Here is a 16,908-nt window from a genome sequence, read left to right as displayed (position 1 = left end):
GAGTCTCCATTATTTGATCCTGAATCTGAGTCTCCATTATTTGATCCTGAATCCGAGCTTCCAGTACCTGTGTTTGAGTCCTTTGTGTCCGTGTCTGAACTTCCACTATCTGAGACTGAATCTCCTGTATCTGAACTTCCGCTATTTGATACTGAATTTTCATTGTCTCCGGGATTTTCCTTTATAGCAGATGCCATGCCGGGAGTCATTCCAAGAATTATTAGCATTATTAATAATATATAAACTAAAGAATTAAAAAAACCGACTTTCATTTTTTATTTACTCCTCCCACATGTCCGTAAACAGAAATGTCTGTACACCAGTAGGTCATCGACGAGTAATCATGTAATTTATAGAAATATTATCCAGAAATTTACTTACAGTAAATTTTTCCCAATTTAAGTTGTAGTCTAAGATGTATTCTTTGTTCTAAGCGCCAGTGTTACGAATCTCATTACGACACAAGGAGACTCTGATTTAAGGCTCAGAGAGCAAATTCGTTTATATATGCCTGTCTTTAAACTGGCTAATCTTTAATAGATATCAAAGGTAAGAATGTTAAGACATAAAACTTTGTTTTACTTAATATTATCCTTTCTTTATATATATCTAATATAATATGTATAACAAGTTATATAATTAAACCATCATCCCTAAATGAAAATTGAGCAGATAAGTCTTATCGAGTATTGCTTTGCCTCATTATCCATATATCAGTAGATTTGAGCTCAATGTTTGCGCCAATTGATCGGTTCGGCTATTTTATTGCTGGAACTTTCGGTCAAGCCTTTTTTGAAAAGGCTTGTGATCAAACCTTTTCAAAAAATGTTTATGGAACTTTGGCGGCGGTTTTGCAGACAAAATCCGATACCTTTAATACTTTATATTACTGCTTTGTTGTGATGTCTGCAGGCGTACGCACATATCTGGAAATTATGAGATACGGAAACTGCCTCATGGCGGGTTTTGCAGCCGTAATTGGAACACTGATAGCTTTTAATATCCTGGCCTCTAATGCCCCGAGTGCTTATAGCCCTGAAAAATTTCCTTTATTTTTTTCAGGACTTATATTCCTGGCCGTTTTTTTTATTGCGGGCGCAGGAAATACCATTAACGACTATTTTGATATCAGAATAGACTCAATCAATCGCCCTGAGAGGCCTATTCCGTCAGGCAGGATAAAGTTAAAAGAAGCTCTTTATTTCTCTTATATTCTGTTCGCTCTGGGAGCGATTCTGGCTTTCTCAATTAACCAGATTTGCGGATTTATTGCCTTATTTAATTCCCTGCTGCTAATCTTCTATGCAAAAACCCTCAAAAGCACGCCTTTTCTGGGAAACCTGAGTATAGGCTACCTTACAGGCTCAAGTTTCCTATTTGGGGCCTCGATTTTCGGGTTTGAAGGACTCAAAGCCCTTTTTGTGCTTTTCCTGCTGGCAGCCCTTGCGATAACTGCCAGAGAAATTGTAAAGGATATTGAGGACATGGAAGGCGATAAACTGGAAGGAGCAGATACCCTGCCTCTGCGGGTTGGTGCGAAAAAAGCAAGTTACCTTGCAGTACTTATAGGGTTCTTGGCTGTGTTTTTGAGCCCTCTTCCTTACCGTATGTCGGTACTTGGTATACGGTATCTTTACCTTGTCCTTCTGGCAGACTTGGGATTTCTTGCAGCCATTTACCAGATTCTTGCTCGGAACAATCCTACGAAATCTTCAAAAATGTTTAAGATCGCAATGTTCTTTGCCCTCATTGCTTTCATTGCCGGAGTGTAATTTTCCCGGCCAAAGCGATTTTCAGCAAATAGGACATTTTCCTGCAACTAATTCCATGGAAAAGGCCTGTATATTCTCTAGCTCTTTCTCCATTACCTCGATTGCCTCTTTTTCTACGTCGCTAACTGACCCTTTCTTCATTATCAGTTGGGCAGTTGCAATCTGAGGCTGGTCGATTGGAGTCCCGATTTCACTCAAAAGCCAAACATAAACTTCGGAAATATCAGGTACCTCGTTGTAGATTCGCGCTGCAATCCTGTGGGAAAGAAGGTTGTAAATCTTCCCTGTATGGCTTACAGGATTTTTACCTGCGGCTGCTTCACTGCTAACAGGACGGTTTAGCGGAATTATTCCGTTAACACGGTTTCCACGTCCTACTTGCCCACCGTCTGCATCTTCTGCAGAAGTGCCGGTTACTGTGGTATAAATTCCCTTTATCCCCCTACCCGGAATGTCTAGAGTATTTAGAGAAACCGTCGGTTTTACACAAATACAGGCCTTGAGTTCAGCCCTGGCTTTTTCTGCAAACCCGGCAGTAAATTCTTCAATTCGTTCATGTAGCTCGATTTTCTTCTTAAAGTAATCCTCTTCCGATTCAACAAAACTGTCCACAAGCGGCATTGCAACAGTCAGGTGCATATCTTCCTTATGCCTTAGTCCCATAACTTTTACATCTTCTCCAGATTCCGGATATTCTTTTTTGAACTTTCTTGAGTTCAGATATCGCTCGCATTCGAAAACAAGCTTTTCAGTGGGGCTGAGAGGTGCATATCCAACTGCTGCAGAAGTGTCGTTTGCTCCAAGAATTTCTTTTCCCCTGCTAAAGATATCCGTAAGTTCTGCAGAACCTCTTTTTAGCTCAATCTGGTAAATAAGATTTTCAGGGTCCACAAAACGGAGATTCTCCTGGAGCCATTGCTGGGCCGTACTGACCGCAAGCTCGGGAACATCAATTTCTATTCCCTGCGCTTCAAAAGTCGCCCTGTCCCCGATTATAAGTCTCATAGGGCTTACAATTTTTCCTCCGCCTAATTTTCCTTCCACTTCTCCTGCAACGAGCATTCCTTTGTCTATATTATAGTGCAGGATAGTCCCGAAAGTTTCAAGGTATTTCTGGCTAAGGTTTACTGAAATTTGTTCCATTATGGCATCACAGATATAGTCCGGATGTCCCAGTCCTTTTCTCTCGACAACCTCAACTCTCTGGCGGTAAACTTCAGGTGCTTTTAATTCTTCTATAACTATATTTCTCAAACTCTTACCCCCAACTATCTTAGGCACAGTTTCTTGAATCTACAATTTCATAAGGCTTGATGATGAAGTCATCTACTTTTCACTGAGATTCACAGCTTTAGTACAAGCCTGAAGATAATTCCCCTAATTAAACCCCAAATTATTATCTGATTTAATAAGCCTCTAATCTCATTAAATCTCAGACTTTTTATATTATCATAGCTTCCAAAAAATAGAAACATTTAGATAAATTCTATTTCTTCTGATGATCCTTCTTTGCCTTTGTCTCTGCTTTCTGACTCTGGCTCTTTTTCACTTTCCGGAAGATGCTTCAGGTACTCCTGTATCATCATGGGAAAAACATTTGCAGGCACAAAGCGGACCCCAAGCTGTTCGGCCCACTTTTCAATCCCATAATCACTTGCAATAACTGCGGCATCAAGCTCCTTGGCAAGGATGAGAACATCAATATCCGGAGCACTATCAAGAATTCCATATCTCAGGGCAGCCCTATATTTATTCCTGAATTTACCAATGATTCCCCCGATTACTTCCCTTTCAACCTCTTCCTTATATTCTTTTTTCTTGTTTTGTGGATTCTCCATAAAGAGACATTCAGTAGCAGCCTCCCATATCGCATCTTCTGCTACTCCCATTCCCCTGTTAATTCTATCCCGCATATAAGCAACATATTCATGAAATATTTGAGAAGTTACGCTAACTCTATACCTATCCGGAGATTTTTTAACAAGCCAGGTATCTATTTTAGCCACAACTTCTCTGTCACAGCCATTACGGCTAGCAAATTCATACATCTCTTTATATACTGACGGATAGGGCACATAACAACTTATCCCGAAATGCAGACGAGCATCGGCTATTAGGTCAAGGATAGCTTTCATTCCTTCGCAAAGAGAAGAATAGCCCATAACCTCACGCGTCTGCAGGTCCGTTAATGCTGTAGTATCCAGCACAAATCTCTGCTTGAGCATTTTTTTCGAACCCTTTTGTATAATCTTCTTTATCGTCTTATGTATTGATCAAGGATAAATAAGATTCTTTGTTTTATTTTCTTTATTCCCTCATATTTTATTTACTCAGTAACTTACATTTTGTTTATACCAGCTTTCATTCAGTTTACTCCTAACTTTTTTCTGGTTATTTGCTAGCTTTTATTCTGAGTATTTACTAGTTTTTCATCTTTTTTATATTTATTTAGTAATCTTTTATCTATTATTCACTTAGTTATTCACTTAGTTTTTGATCAAAATCAATAACTGTATATAGTTTTAAGGCATATATTTCCATAGGGAAGTTAAAACCAGAGACTAGAAAGCGATTTAAAACGTATTTTTGTAATGTATCTTCTAATATTGTTTCGACTTAAATGCGGAAAGTATTTTTAAGAACACTTTAATAAAAACATTATTATGTTCCTTCGCATTGTTTGCTTTTTCAGCTCTGGGCCGATCTTCTCGGATTGAGAAGCTGGCATTAGGCTGTCAGCAGGTAAAACACAGCTCAATGGTGTAAAAAACTGAGCCGGATTGGACACCTCAAAATAGCCCGATTCGGTATGAGTATGGGTAATAAGCTGAAAATGGGGAATATGATTTGAGTGCAAACACGGAGATATTGAGGCCTTGTGTAGGCTCAGCACAGGGATTGGTGAGAAATCCTCTGAACAATGGAGGCGACACAATGAAGGAGTATTGTAATATTTGTGGTCGGGAACTGCTGGAAGACGTACTGGTTGTGGACACCAGCCTGGATATGAAACCAATAAAGTTCAAAGAGGTTCACGGGGATAAGTCCGATCTGATATGTATTGAGTGTGCAATTGACTCGGTTGAAAATCCACCTTTCGTATGTTCGAGATGCGGCCAGCCAATCGAATTTAACGAAAAATTCTATGTATTCAGAGAAGCAACCACAAAACCGGGCGGCCCTAAAGTTAACTTTAAAGAAACGTGCCTTGATGACAAATACGTTTGCAGCACATGCTTTTGTGAAATAATGAGCCCTGAGAGTGAAGAAGAAAGGGTCTAAATGAAAAACCTTTCTGTAAACTTAACCTCCTCTACCTGAATTTTTTAGTCAATTAGCAGGAATTGGATAACAGTTCCTGAGAATATCATCCGCGCAGTACAGAACTGAAAACTCAGTTCTGTCACTTTTTTCTAATTATTCTCAGATTTTTTGTTTTCTTCACTACTTTTTAAACTTCCTGGCTTGAAACAAAGTAATATTTTAAAATACTTTTTCAAGGAACCTATCCGCAGATGCATGAATTTTAATTTCATTAAGCATAAATATTAATCTTATAAAAGTAGAGTATAACTAGTCTGATGAATAGTCTAGTAAATGGCTGACTTCGACAGGCCTGAAATTCTATTAATTCTTTCTGTTGAATTATTCAAAACTTCGGGGGTAGTTAATTGAACGGAAGCAATGTGATCGAAATTGAAGATGTGACATGGGGAGAAGTGGTAGAAAGCTCTAAAAAGCCAGTTATTGTTATGTTCTACAGCCCTACCTGCCCCTATTGCAGAGCTATGGAACCCTATTTTATGAACTATGCAACGGAATTCAAAAATTCGGCAGTCTTTGCCCGCATAAATATTGAAACAAGTCCCTGGACTGCTGAACGGTACGGAGTTCAGGGCACGCCTACGTTTAAGTTTTTCTGTCACGGAAGGCCTGTATGGGAGCAGGTAGGCCAGATATATCCTTCTATTCTGAAAACTGCAGTTGAAGATATGATCAATTATGGAGAGGAATGCATAAGAAAAAGCACTCCAATTGGACAGGATATCACAGGATACGCGTGAATCACCCTATCTGAAGTATGGGCATTTTCAACTTTTTTAGCTCTCAATGGGTATTTTCAAGCTTTTGCACCCTCAAGTGGGTGTTCTCAAATTCTTGCATTTTTCAGTTACCATTTTTCATGAACTTTTCTCGTATAGCTCTTTATTTACGAGTCCGTAATCGTCAAAGGCTGTACCGAAGCTTGTGAGAATGCTGAGAGTTGTACTCAGGAGGGTTGAGACATAGATTGCGACCATAATAGTAATCTGATACTTAATGGCAATCAGAGGACTTGCTCCTCCAAGGATTTGTCCTGTCATCATTCCAGGCAAAGAGACAATCCCAATAGAATAGATGTTTGCAAGAGTAGGCTTGATTGCAGCCCTTAGACTTTTTCGTAGGTATGGGATAACTGCCTCATACCTGCCTGCTCCAATAGATAAGCTGTAAAGGTAACGATTTTCGTTTCGCTTTATATCGTTATAAAAGTCACCTATCCCTACCACGTTTCCTCTAAGAGCATTTCCAAGCAACATTCCCGCTATAGGGATTAGATAGCGTGCGTCAAGGAGATTCTCCAGATTAATCACGAATTTATTGACATATAAGAGAATCACCAAGTTTGAAAATGCAATGGATATAATAATGGGTAAAAAGAGTTTTTTTACATTCAGGTCTGCACTTTTTATTGCCGTATAGGACGCAAAGAAAATCATTAAACCTACCCAGGCCAGGTTCAAAAGCCCATTATTCAGGTTAAAAATAAAGTTCAGAAAAAGTCCTGCAAAAAAGAGCTGGATTGACATCCTGAAGACAGCTTCCAGAGTGCTTTTTTCGAGTTCAAGCCGAATTTTTCGGCTTATGAAAATCGGAATTATTAGTAAGAAAAAACAGAAAATTAATGACGTATAGCTTATATCATAAATCGGCATTTTTCAGTCTTCTTGGGTTTTGTTTTTTGTTTATTGTTTTATTTATTGTTTCGTTTATCACTTTGTCTGTCATTTCTTTCATCATTTGTTTATTGTTTCGTTATCATTTGTTTGCTGTCTCGTTATTATTTTATTTCTTATTTTGTTTGAGTGTTGGTTCTGGAAGTTTACCAGGATTGGGTTTCAAGATCTATTATTCTCATCCAGTCGCGTTCCCACTCCTTATCATGGGAGACGATCAGAAGGGTCCAGTCTTCTCGCGCAAGGAAATAATCTGCAACCTTCTTTTTTAATTTCGCGTCGAGAGCAGAAGTAGCTTCATCAAGCAAGTATATGTTCCTGTTCAGGAGAAGGGCAATGAGGATTCCTACCCGCTGTTTTTCTCCCCCAGACAGCTCTTGGAAATTCTTCTCAAGAATATTGTCTTCCAGCTCCAGCTCCCGCATAAAAGTCCACAATTTTTCAGAGTCAAGTTTCTCTTTATTTGCTCTGTAAGAAAAGATTTCGCCTAACAGGTTTTTAACCTTTCCTTCCCCAAGATCGGTATCCTGTACTACATAAGCGATTTCCTTTCGAGCCTCCCAGCAGGTTTTGGAATCGATTACCCGGTTCCGGAAATAGAGGGTTCCTTCCGAAGGTTTTGTAAAGCCAAGCAGCATTTTTAAAAGGGTGGTTTTTCCTACTCCGGATTTTCCCCTTAAGAGGATTTTTTGATTTTTCTTTACGGTCAGGTTGAAACCTGAAAGTACCTTTCTATTACCAAACGAAATCCCTATACTCTCGTATTTTATCAGTTCGTTATTTATCAGTTCGTTATTTAATGGCTCAACAGACATGTTCTTAAATATTAATCCTGGGAGATATTAATATTACATGGTTATATCTGGCCTGAGGTTTCTACTTATTAATCCGATATCATATGTTTTATTATTTTTTAAATGCTTAAGAATTTTTAGAATACCTAACAATTTTTCCGAATATTTAAAATTCTCAGAACGCTTAATTTCCGGTAGGATTTTATTCCAGACAGGTACTCTTGATTATTGCATTTTCACTTTAGGCCGGGATGTGTAAAGAGAAAGTTTATCATATACTATGTGTTTCAAGTAAACCTACATCGGTTCAAAATAATCTAAAATTGAAAATTATCAAAAATAGGTCCTATCAGGTCCTATCATATCTTTTCATGAGGGAAATCGAATGGATTGCAATACTCCAAACAAAAAACTTTCGACCCCAATCAAAGCTGCAAAGATCAATCCCGGCATGAGTGTTGACGATCTTGTCAGGGAATACAGAGGCTGTGCCTTCGGAGCAGGCAGGCTTGCTGAGGCCGTAGATATTTATTATGAGATGCTGGCTTCCGAAAAAACTACGAAATTTTTCGGGCTTGCAGGTGCCATGACTCCTGCAGGTATGAGGAACATTGTTGCGGATTTGATACGCGACGGCTATATCGACGTGCTTGTCACAACCGGAGCCAACATGGTTCACGACACGGTTGAGGCTCTAGGTCTTCACCACTATAAGGGCACGGATTGTGCAAATGATATCCAGCTACGGAACGAATGCATAGACAGGATTTACGATGTTTATCTTCCTGACCAGCACTTTACAGACCTTGAAGAATTTCTACAGAGTGTCTATGCCGGGCTCCCGAAAGAAAAGCTCTCGATCCGGCAGGTGCTTACCGAGATTGGGAAAAACCTTGATGATGACTCCTCTATCCTGAAAACCGCAGCAGACATGGGTGTACCTGTGTATTGCCCTGCCCTTCCTGATTCGGTAATAGGGCTTCAGGCCTGGTTATATAAGGAAGGAAATCCTATGCATGTGGATGCCTTTGGGGATATGCACGAATTTATGGAAATTTGTTATGCGGCTGAGAGTGCAGGCGCCCTGCTTCTTGGGGGCGGAGTTCCGAAAAATTATATTCTGCAGTCCATGCTTGTGACTCCCAGATCCTTTGACTACGCAATTCAGTTGACAATGGACCGCCCTGAGACCGGCGGTCTGAGTGGTGCAACGCTTGACGAAGCTCAGTCCTGGGGAAAGGTAGGAGAAAACGCAAAATCCGTAACTGTCTACGCAGATGCAACTATTACTCTCCCGCTCATGGTTGCAGCTGTGCGTACACGCCTTTCAAAGAGGTGATTTTATGGAAAGGAAAACTTGTATGATTCTTGCTCTGGATGTTTCCGATAGGGAAGAAGCTCTTAAAATTGCAGAAGATGTCTCGGAATTCGTGGACGCTATAAAGATAGGTTATCCTCTCGTGCTTGCTACCGGGCTTGGAATTATCAGGGAACTTGCCGAATTTGCCCCTATAATAGCCGATTTCAAGGTTGCCGATATTCCCAATACCAATCGCCTCATCTGCGAGCAGGTATTTGAAGCAGGAGCTGACGCCGTCATTGTTCAGGGCTTCACAGGTCGGGACAGCCTTGATGCCTGTATAGAGGTTGCTTCCGAGTATAGAAAAGATGTGTTCGTGGTAAGTGAAATGAGCCACCCGGGCGGAGCCGAATTCCTCCAGCCTGTCGGAGAAGCAATTGCAAGGATGGCAGCCAAAGCAGGAGCTTTCGGCCTTGTTGCCCCGGCGACCAGACCTGAAAGAGTAAGAAAGATCCGAAAAATTATCGGCGACAAACTAACTATCATCTCGCCTGGAGTTGGCGCTCAGGGAGGAAAAGCGTCTGATGTGATTGCTGCAGGAGCAGACTGGGTAATTGTAGGAAGAAGCATCTACAAGGCGGAATTCCCAAAAGAAGCTGCCCAGCAAATTGCTAAGGAAATTCAGGCTGAGCTCCGGGGAGAATACTAAAAGAATATTTTTCTCTGGAAGAGGTAGCTATTTTAAAATACACTTCTAATCTCAACTACGTGCCTGTGATGAAAAATCTGGCTGATTTCATGATGAGCCCTATGAGTTCTGAGGCACAAAAATTGAATATCTCGTTAATTACTATCCTCATTGAGTTGGTACTGAGTCTATTACAAAACCAGCTTTTTCTAAAACAGTAAGAATTCCAGAATTATTTTTCATGATCTACAGCTTGCTTGACTATTCCGAATACAAGATTTTGGAAACAAGATTGAGTTCTGGGATCTGCTCAATAACAAGCATTTGATGTAGAAATGAGTTTGTCACGATAGAAAATTCATCGTCGTTTGTGAAAATAGATAAAAACATTCTATCCTCCAACTAAAAAATGTAGTTGGTCAAGACAGGAGTTACAATAGTTTGAGTAGGTAATACTTTTATATGATAAGCTCAAGTTTATTCAAAAATACTATATTTACTGATAAAACTAAATACTTATCCAATTTTTATTAAAAATTCACTGAGGATAATTAATGAATACTCCAAGTCTATGTTCAGATTTAATATTCTTACTTAAAATGTCCGGTCACTTAAATACCTCTGCTCCGGCTCCAGAGGAGTAAAATAAATGGTAGAATCTTTACTGGCATATCTCGATGTTCTTATTGGCTTTGGCATTTTAATTCTTACTATTTTCTACAGATTTGACTTTCCTCCTGTGCTGGGTTATCTTGTAATTGGTATGCTATTAGGGCCTTATGGAATCGGCATTCTAAGTGGGGGAGAGCTTGCAGACTTAAACTCTGATCTTGGTGTAATCTTTCTTCTTTTTACAATAGGAGTTGACCTTTCCTTAGGGGAACTCTGGAAAATGAAAAAGGATGTAATGGTCGGGGGAACTCTCCATCTGCTCTTTACAACAGCAATGGTTTATGTTGTATGTTCATCTCTAGGATTTAGTTCAGCGACCTCTACCTTTCTCGGTTTATTAATTTCACTTAGCAGTACCGCGATAGTAATTAAAGTATTTCAGGACAGAAATGAAGTCAATACTCCTCATGGGAAAACTTCGCTTGCAATTCTGATATTTCAGGATCTTGCGATTGTACCTCTGATGTTGATCACTCCGATACTTGCAGGAAATTCAGTGAGTTTTGACGGAGCCCTTCCAAGTATGCTGTTCAAAGGCTTGCTCATTATTCTGGTTTTTGTTCTGAGCGACAAATTTCTGTTTCCCTGGATATTTTACCACGTAGGTAAGACTGGAAGCAAACAACTCTTTCTAGCCAGTGTTGTATTTATATGTTTATCAGCAGCAGTTTTTACCTCGAGTATCGGACTGTCGACAGCTTTAGGAGCTCTTTTAGCCGGGATTATTATGTCTGGCTCCGAGTACAGCCGGCAGGCAATGGGTAATATTTTACCCTTGAAAGACACATTTATGTGTTTCTTTTTCGTGTCTGTAGGCATGCTTCTGGACATTAATTATTTACTTGACAACCTCCCGATTCTTGTGCTTGCAACAATCGTCCTGATTGTCCTAAAATCAATAGCTGGAGTTGTTGTAAATTTCATTCTGGGAGCTCCTCTCCGTACAACTATATTGACCGGACTTGCACTTTCACAGGTAGGAGAATTCTCTTTTGTCCTTTCCAGTTTAGGAATGGGATATTCACTCCTGACAGAAGAGATTTACCAGGCATTTCTGGCGGTTTCAATCCTTACCATGGGTGCTACGCCCTTTTTAATTAACGCTTCTTACAAGCCTGCTGATTTCATTGTCAGAAAGGCTTCAGAGACGGCTTTCGGCATGAAACTTGTAAATGGTTTTTGCTCAAGTTCTCTTCAAGAGAAGACAGATGTCGAACCTGAGATTAAAGACCACATTATAGTCGTAGGTTTCGGTTTTTCCGGAAAGACAATTTCAAAGGCTGCAAAAACCGCAGGTATCCCATATATTATCATAGAATCAGACCCTGAAACGGTCAAGCAGGAAAAAATGAAAGGGGAAAATATACAATATGGAGATGCGGTGCTTGGGGCTGTACTGGAGCATGCGGGAATAAAGAATGCAAGGGTTCTTGTAATCGGGATCTCGGACGAGGCTGCTACAAGGAGAATAGTCAAGAAGGCAAAAGAATTGAACCCTAACGTCTGCATTATTACCAGAGTACGGGACTTACAGGAAATGAAATATCTCAATACCCTTGGTGCAGATGAAATTATTCCCGAAGAGTACGAAACCTCAATAGAGATCTTTTTCCGCATACTGAAAAAGTATCTCGTTCCACAGGAAGATATCGAAAAGCTGGTTAACGATTTGCGAGCTAATGGCTACTTGATGATACGAAAACTGACTGTCGATACAGGTGTTAATAGCGGATTCAATCTAACGGATGGACTTCCAGGAGTCGATATTCAGGTTGTTAAAGTAGGAGAAGGATCATGTTTCGACGGAAAAAGCCTGTCAGATCTAGAATTAAGGAAAAAATATGGAGTGACAGTCCTTTCTATTCGTAGTAATTCGAAAATGATCTATGTTCCTGATGGAAACTCCCTCCTCTATGCAAGAGATGCCTGCGTTCTTTTAGGAAAACCCGAGGACCTTTATATTGTCAGAAAGCTCTTTGAAAATATTCACGAATAAATATCATTTTCTTTTCATTTTTTCTTTGGTATGAAAGTTGTTTTTATTGAACCGGGAGCGCAGAGAGGCACAAATCCATTCTTTACAGGCTGTCCGACAATAACTACTGGTAATTATCCAATTCCTTATTTTTTTGATTTAAAGGCTCTATATACCCTATTTTTTACATGTTTTTGACCTGAAATTGAATTGTCGGACAGCCTGTTTAGGGTGGGGTGGCCGCCCACAATTTGATTTTGCATTTTATATGTTTAAATCCTATTAAAGGAAGTATTTTTAATTCAGCAGAGTAAATTACTGGGATAGGTGAACTGGATATGAGAATCGCAGTGTGCGGGAAAGGAGGAAGCGGAAAAAGCACAATTTCGGCTCTCCTGGCAAAAGAATTGGCAAAAACGAAAAATGTGCTTGTGCTTGATATTGACGAATCCAATTATGGGCTGCACAGCCAGCTAGGAATGGCAGCTCCACGTGACCTTATGGAGTATTTTGGAGGGAAGAAAGGCTTTAAAGAAAAGCAGAAGGCCCCGAAAACCACTCAATTCTGGGGGCTTGCAGCTAATGGGGGTAATGAGGGACAGCCAACGCAGCAGAAATCCCGGTTTTTTAAAAATAGGTGGAGTTTCTCCGACCTGCCGCAGGAATTTGTTGAAGAAAAGGACGGCATCAGGCTAATGGCGGTTGGCAAAATCCATGATTTCGGAGAGGGCTGTGCCTGTCCAATGGGAGTTCTGACCAGAGAGTTTCTTGAAAACCTTGACCTGGGAAAGGACGATCTCGTAATTGTGGATACCGAAGCCGGAACTGAGCATTTCGGGCGCGGGGTCGATAAGGACTTTGACATTATCCTTGTGGTTGTTGACCCTTCCTACGAATCTCTCAAGCTTTCAAAAAAATTCGATGAATTTGGCGCTCAATGTGGATGTAGGGTTTATTTTGTGCTTAATAAGGTTGAACCCGATATAAGGGAAGATATGCTGGCGTCGGTGAATTGCGTGAATGTCGTGGCTGAAATTCCGGAAAGAAGAGAGATTTTTAAAGCATCTCTTAAAGGCGAAGAGCTTGATTTCGAGCTGGATGAAATTAAAAAGCTTGCAGAATTTCTCAGGAAAAATTGAGTTCTTTATTTATTAGTCGGACTAGTTAGCCGACTTTTCTATTTTTCCCTTATTTGTTAACTGATCGTGCAAGAAAAACTTCAGGGTACTTATCCGAAAGTATATTATTGATCGTGTTATTTGAATAATACAGAAAGGACAGCATATTTCGTTTGCTAAGCTGTACTTATAGAACTTCGAATCTGCTGTCACTAATCGATAAGAATATTCAAATTTGCTGATATCTCTCAATAAGAATATGTTTAATCTGTTATTATAACGGTATTTTTTTCCTGTATGAATACTGGAGACAATAATTATGACAATGCGTGAGTACATGCTTGGAAACGTAGCAATCGCCCGCGGGCTTCTTGAAGGCGGCGTGCAGGTTATTGCAGGCTATCCCGGAACTCCGTCTTCGGAAATTATAGATACGCTTGCAGCCCGAGAAGACCGGGATTACCATATAGAATGGTCAGTTAACGAAAAGGTTGCAATGGAAGTCGCAGTAGGAGCTGCCTGGACAGGCGTCCGTTCTGTGGTGACAATGAAGCATGTCGGACTGAATGTTGCAGCCGATCCTTTTATGACACTTGCATATGCAGGGACAAAGGGCGGGCTGATTGTAATCGCTGCTGATGACCCGTCATGCCATTCCTCCCAGAATGAGCAGGATACGCGGCGCTACGCCCAGTTTGCCCTTGTGCCATGTTTTGATCCCTCAACCCCACAGGAAGCCAAGGATATGCTGCCCTATGCTTTTGAGTTTTCCGAAAAGTTCGAGGTTCCTGTGATCTTCAGGCCAACAACCAGGATTTCGCATGGAAAATCTGATATTGAGCTCGGAGAAATCCCCGTCGAAAAAGCGGCTCCTAATTTTGAAAAACTTCTGGACCGCTGGGTCATGCTCCCAAAGAACGCTCGTCTGCGCCATACGCATGTCCTTTCTATCCAGCAGCCCATTGAGGATGCCCTTGCTGAATCCCCCTGGAACTCCCTTGAGCTGAAACCCGATGCAAAATTCGGAGTAATAGGTGCAGGTATTGCCTCAGTGTATGCAAAAGAAGCACTTGTGGAGCTTGGACTTGAAGTTTCTTATCTTAAAATCGGAGCTTATCCGGTTCCAAGAAAGCTTATTCTCGAGCTGCTTGAAACCGTAGATGCCGTGCTTGTGTTCGAGGAACTTGAGCCCATCGTGGAAGAACAGGTAAAGATGATTGCACAGGAAGCCGGAATTGAGGTTTCGGTGCTAGGAAAAACTAATGGTTTTGTACCGAGAGAAGGGGAACTAAATGTAAGTGCCTTCCTTGAGACTCTAATGAAAACTTTCGACCTTGAGATCGAAACCGAACCTTCAGATATGGCTCTTGAGCTTGCTTCCCGTCCGCCTGCTCTCTGTGCAGGTTGCTCTCACAGGGCAACTTTCTACTCCATGAAAAAGGTCTTTGGAAACGATGCGATTTACCCAAGTGACATTGGCTGTTATACCCTTGGGATCCAGAATGGGACAGTTGAGACAACACTCTGTATGGGCTCAAGTATCAGTGTTGCCTCAGGGCTTTATCATGCAGGGGAAAAGCGGCCTATCTGCTGCTCTATAGGGGATTCAACCTTTTTCCATTCAGGCATGAACTCGCTCTTGAATGCGATTGTTAATAAGGCGAATATCACGGTTACTATTCTAGACAACCGTATTACAGCCATGACCGGGCACCAGCCAAATCCGGGAGTCGGCTATACGGCAACAGGCGAGCCAACTGTACAGGTCTCACTTGAAGAACTCTGCAAAGCAATGGGTGCAGGATTTGTGTCTGTTGTCGATCCTTACAGGCTTGAGGAAACCCAGGAAGCTTTTAAGGCTGCAAAGGAATTTGAAGGCGTAGCTGTGGTTATTGCCAGGCAGCCCTGCGTGATTTCAGGTAAAAGGGCAGGTATACGTAGAGTCCCGTATGTTGTTGATCCTGAAAAATGCGAAGGCTGTAAGCAGTGTGTGAAGTTCGGCTGCCCTGCAATTGAGTTTAACGAAGAAAACAAATGTGCTGTGATCACAGCCCTTTGCAGTGGGTGCGGGGTCTGTGCCCAGATCTGCAAGTTTGAGGCTATTCAGGAGGTGAAGAAATGAGCCAGGCTGAACGAAAGAGCTTTGACCTTCTTATTACAGGGGTAGGTGGACAGGGTGCAATCCTTGCTTCGGACATCATCGGAAAAGCCGCAGTTACTGCAGGGTTACCCATTCGGGCTGCGGAAACTCACGGCATGGCCCAGCGCGGAGGCTCGGTTGTAAATCATATCCGAGTTGGGAAAGATTATGGATCAATGATCCCGAAAAAAGGTGCAGATCTTCTACTAGCTCTTGAGCCGATGGAAGCAATCCGGTATCTGGATTTTCTGAAGGATGGCGGAATTATTATAGTAAATACGCATCCCATAATTCCTGTAACTGTTACTGCAGGCCTTACAAAATACCCGGAAGTCTCAGATATTCTTGACGTCCTTTCTGAAAAGTACATAGTCAAAGCCTTCAATGCCGATGAGCTGGCTTTTGAAGCCGGGAACAGGCTTGCAATGAATGTTGTGATGGTTGGGGCAGTCTCGGGCTATCTACCTATCTCAAAAGAAACTTTGCTTGACAGTGTTAAAGCCCTTGTGCCACAGAAAACAATTGAAATAAATCTCAGGGCTTTTGAAGCAGGAAGGCAAAAAGTAGAGGAAAGCTAAGCCTTTCCTCTTACTCCTTTGTAGTGATGAATGCACTTCCTACGGAATTTACGTCATTTTGATGGGTGCGTTAATTGCAAAGTCATCTTTTTGTAAATCTCTTTAATTTTCTTCATACATTCAAGCAAATTCCTAATGGATTTGTGAATCCCGTTTCAGAACTAAAGTTTCCCACATATGATATAATATACAAACCTGCGATACAGACTTAATATACAAACCTGTGGTACAGACCTGTATTTTCGAAAACCCTGTTAATTAATCTGGAAGATGGAAAATATAATTTAGTAATCTTAATAAATATGTCCTAGAAGAAAACTTTTTTATACTATTGTGGTATTGTACTTTTCTAATATAACATTATTTTAATTGATTTGCAATACCTACAAGCAGGTATCTTCATCATTTAGAAAAAGTGTTTTATCGGTAGAGGGTGTTACTATGTTACTAAGCAGTATGTCATCTAGCATGATTTCTTCAAGCGCTGCCGCTTCAAGTGCAATTTCAATGATAACAACTCCTGGACTTCCTCATTATGGGGCTGCAGTAGTTGTTGGACTTATAGCTCTCCTTTCTCTCAAAGAGGTTCTTTCAGCATCTGAGAAATGGAACAAGTATCTTAATAACTCTTTTAATCTGGCAATTTTTCCTTTGCTTCTGAGCTTTGCGGCAATTGTCTATTTCAAGGTTAATGCTATCATCTGATTGCAACTTTACAGAGTATGATATTTACTTTTCCTTTTTGTAGAAATCGGCAGTTTTAATGCTTTTATTCTTTTCTGAGAGGTTTCCTCTCAAAAAACTTGTTTGACTTCTAATTCTAATAATTCTTCGATTGGTATTACAATTGTTCTCATTCTCAGACTTATCTTTG

At 40.7% G+C, this 16,908-nt stretch carries 15 protein-coding genes; 10 read left to right on the top strand and 5 right to left on the bottom strand.

Annotated elements, in window-relative coordinates:
• Window positions 1–272 (bottom strand): hypothetical protein (locus BP549_RS14040; RefSeq protein ID WP_292381646.1); only part of this gene is annotated, 272 nt, incomplete at its 3' end.
• A gap of 630 nt (window positions 273–902) precedes the next feature.
• Here BP549_RS14040 and BP549_RS14035 point away from each other — a divergent pair.
• A complete protein-coding gene (locus BP549_RS14035) occupies window positions 903–1,772 on the top strand; it encodes a geranylgeranylglycerol-phosphate geranylgeranyltransferase (protein WP_292381733.1) in 870 nt (289 codons plus the stop codon).
• Between the two features lie 21 nt (window positions 1,773–1,793).
• On the opposite strand, the gene BP549_RS14030 is transcribed toward BP549_RS14035, so the two are convergent.
• Both BP549_RS14030 and BP549_RS14025 read right to left on the bottom strand, forming a co-directional pair.
• Entirely contained in the window at window positions 1,794–3,026 is a 1,233-nt protein-coding gene (locus BP549_RS14030) for a methionine adenosyltransferase (protein WP_292375962.1), read from the bottom strand.
• Between the two features lie 221 nt (window positions 3,027–3,247).
• Window positions 3,248–3,997 (bottom strand): RNA ligase partner protein, encoded by a 750-nt coding sequence (locus BP549_RS14025; RefSeq protein ID WP_292381643.1) that lies wholly within the window; start codon window positions 3,995–3,997, stop codon window positions 3,248–3,250.
• 622 nt (window positions 3,998–4,619) lie between these two features.
• Between BP549_RS14025 and BP549_RS14020 the strand changes: the two genes are divergently transcribed.
• Both BP549_RS14020 and BP549_RS14015 read left to right on the top strand, forming a co-directional pair.
• Window positions 4,620–5,054 (top strand): hypothetical protein, encoded by a 435-nt coding sequence (locus BP549_RS14020; RefSeq protein WP_394339085.1) that lies wholly within the window; start codon window positions 4,620–4,622, stop codon window positions 5,052–5,054.
• A gap of 389 nt (window positions 5,055–5,443) precedes the next feature.
• Window positions 5,444–5,836, top strand: coding sequence for a thioredoxin family protein (locus BP549_RS14015; protein WP_292381641.1), 393 nt, complete (start codon window positions 5,444–5,446; stop codon window positions 5,834–5,836).
• 117 nt (window positions 5,837–5,953) lie between these two features.
• Here the strand turns inward: BP549_RS14015 and BP549_RS14010 are convergent, their stop codons facing one another.
• Together BP549_RS14010 and BP549_RS14005 are read right to left on the bottom strand one after the other, a co-directional pair.
• Entirely contained in the window at window positions 5,954–6,748 is a 795-nt protein-coding gene (locus BP549_RS14010; protein ID WP_292381638.1) for an ABC transporter permease, read from the bottom strand.
• Between the two features lie 167 nt (window positions 6,749–6,915).
• Complete coding sequence (locus tag BP549_RS14005; RefSeq protein ID WP_292381636.1) at window positions 6,916–7,584, bottom strand: ABC transporter ATP-binding protein; 669 nt, start codon at window positions 7,582–7,584, stop codon at window positions 6,916–6,918.
• Window positions 7,585–7,948: 364 nt separating this feature from the next.
• On the opposite strand from BP549_RS14005, the gene BP549_RS14000 reads away from it, so the two are divergent.
• The 7 genes from BP549_RS14000 to BP549_RS13970 all read left to right on the top strand — a co-directional run bounded on the left by BP549_RS14000 (window position 7,949) and on the right by BP549_RS13970 (window position 16,739).
• On the top strand, window positions 7,949–8,902 hold the full coding sequence (locus BP549_RS14000) for a deoxyhypusine synthase (RefSeq protein ID WP_292381633.1): 954 nt from the start codon (window positions 7,949–7,951) through the stop codon (window positions 8,900–8,902).
• Between the two features lie 4 nt (window positions 8,903–8,906).
• Complete coding sequence (gene pyrF, locus BP549_RS13995; protein ID WP_292381631.1) at window positions 8,907–9,572, top strand: orotidine-5'-phosphate decarboxylase; 666 nt, start codon at window positions 8,907–8,909, stop codon at window positions 9,570–9,572.
• 628 nt (window positions 9,573–10,200) lie between these two features.
• Complete coding sequence (locus BP549_RS13990; protein WP_292381629.1) at window positions 10,201–12,219, top strand: cation:proton antiporter; 2,019 nt, start codon at window positions 10,201–10,203, stop codon at window positions 12,217–12,219.
• A gap of 317 nt (window positions 12,220–12,536) precedes the next feature.
• Window positions 12,537–13,337, top strand: a complete 801-nt coding sequence (locus tag BP549_RS13985) for a helicase HerA domain-containing protein (protein WP_292381626.1) — start codon at window positions 12,537–12,539, stop codon at window positions 13,335–13,337.
• A gap of 298 nt (window positions 13,338–13,635) precedes the next feature.
• The gene (iorA, locus tag BP549_RS13980; protein ID WP_292381623.1) at window positions 13,636–15,438 is read left to right on the top strand and encodes an indolepyruvate ferredoxin oxidoreductase subunit alpha; all 1,803 of its coding nucleotides are present in this window, start codon (window positions 13,636–13,638) and stop codon (window positions 15,436–15,438) included.
• Window positions 15,435–16,034, top strand: coding sequence for an indolepyruvate oxidoreductase subunit beta (locus tag BP549_RS13975; protein ID WP_292381621.1), 600 nt, complete (start codon window positions 15,435–15,437; stop codon window positions 16,032–16,034). The genes iorA and BP549_RS13975 overlap by 4 nt, the downstream gene beginning before the upstream one ends.
• A 441-nt stretch (window positions 16,035–16,475) precedes the next feature.
• Window positions 16,476–16,739 carry a hypothetical protein gene (locus tag BP549_RS13970; RefSeq protein WP_292381618.1) on the top strand — a complete coding sequence of 88 codons (264 nt, stop codon included), beginning with the start codon at window positions 16,476–16,478 and terminating at the stop codon, window positions 16,737–16,739.
• The last annotated feature ends 169 nt before the right edge of the window (window positions 16,740–16,908 follow it).

It is taken from the genome of Methanosarcina sp. UBA289, from assembly GCA_002496565.1.
In the GTDB taxonomy this organism is placed as follows: Archaea; Halobacteriota; Methanosarcinia; order Methanosarcinales; family Methanosarcinaceae; genus Methanosarcina.
Note: the sequence above shows the minus strand (reverse complement) of the source record. Positions and strands in the feature narration are given on the sequence as shown.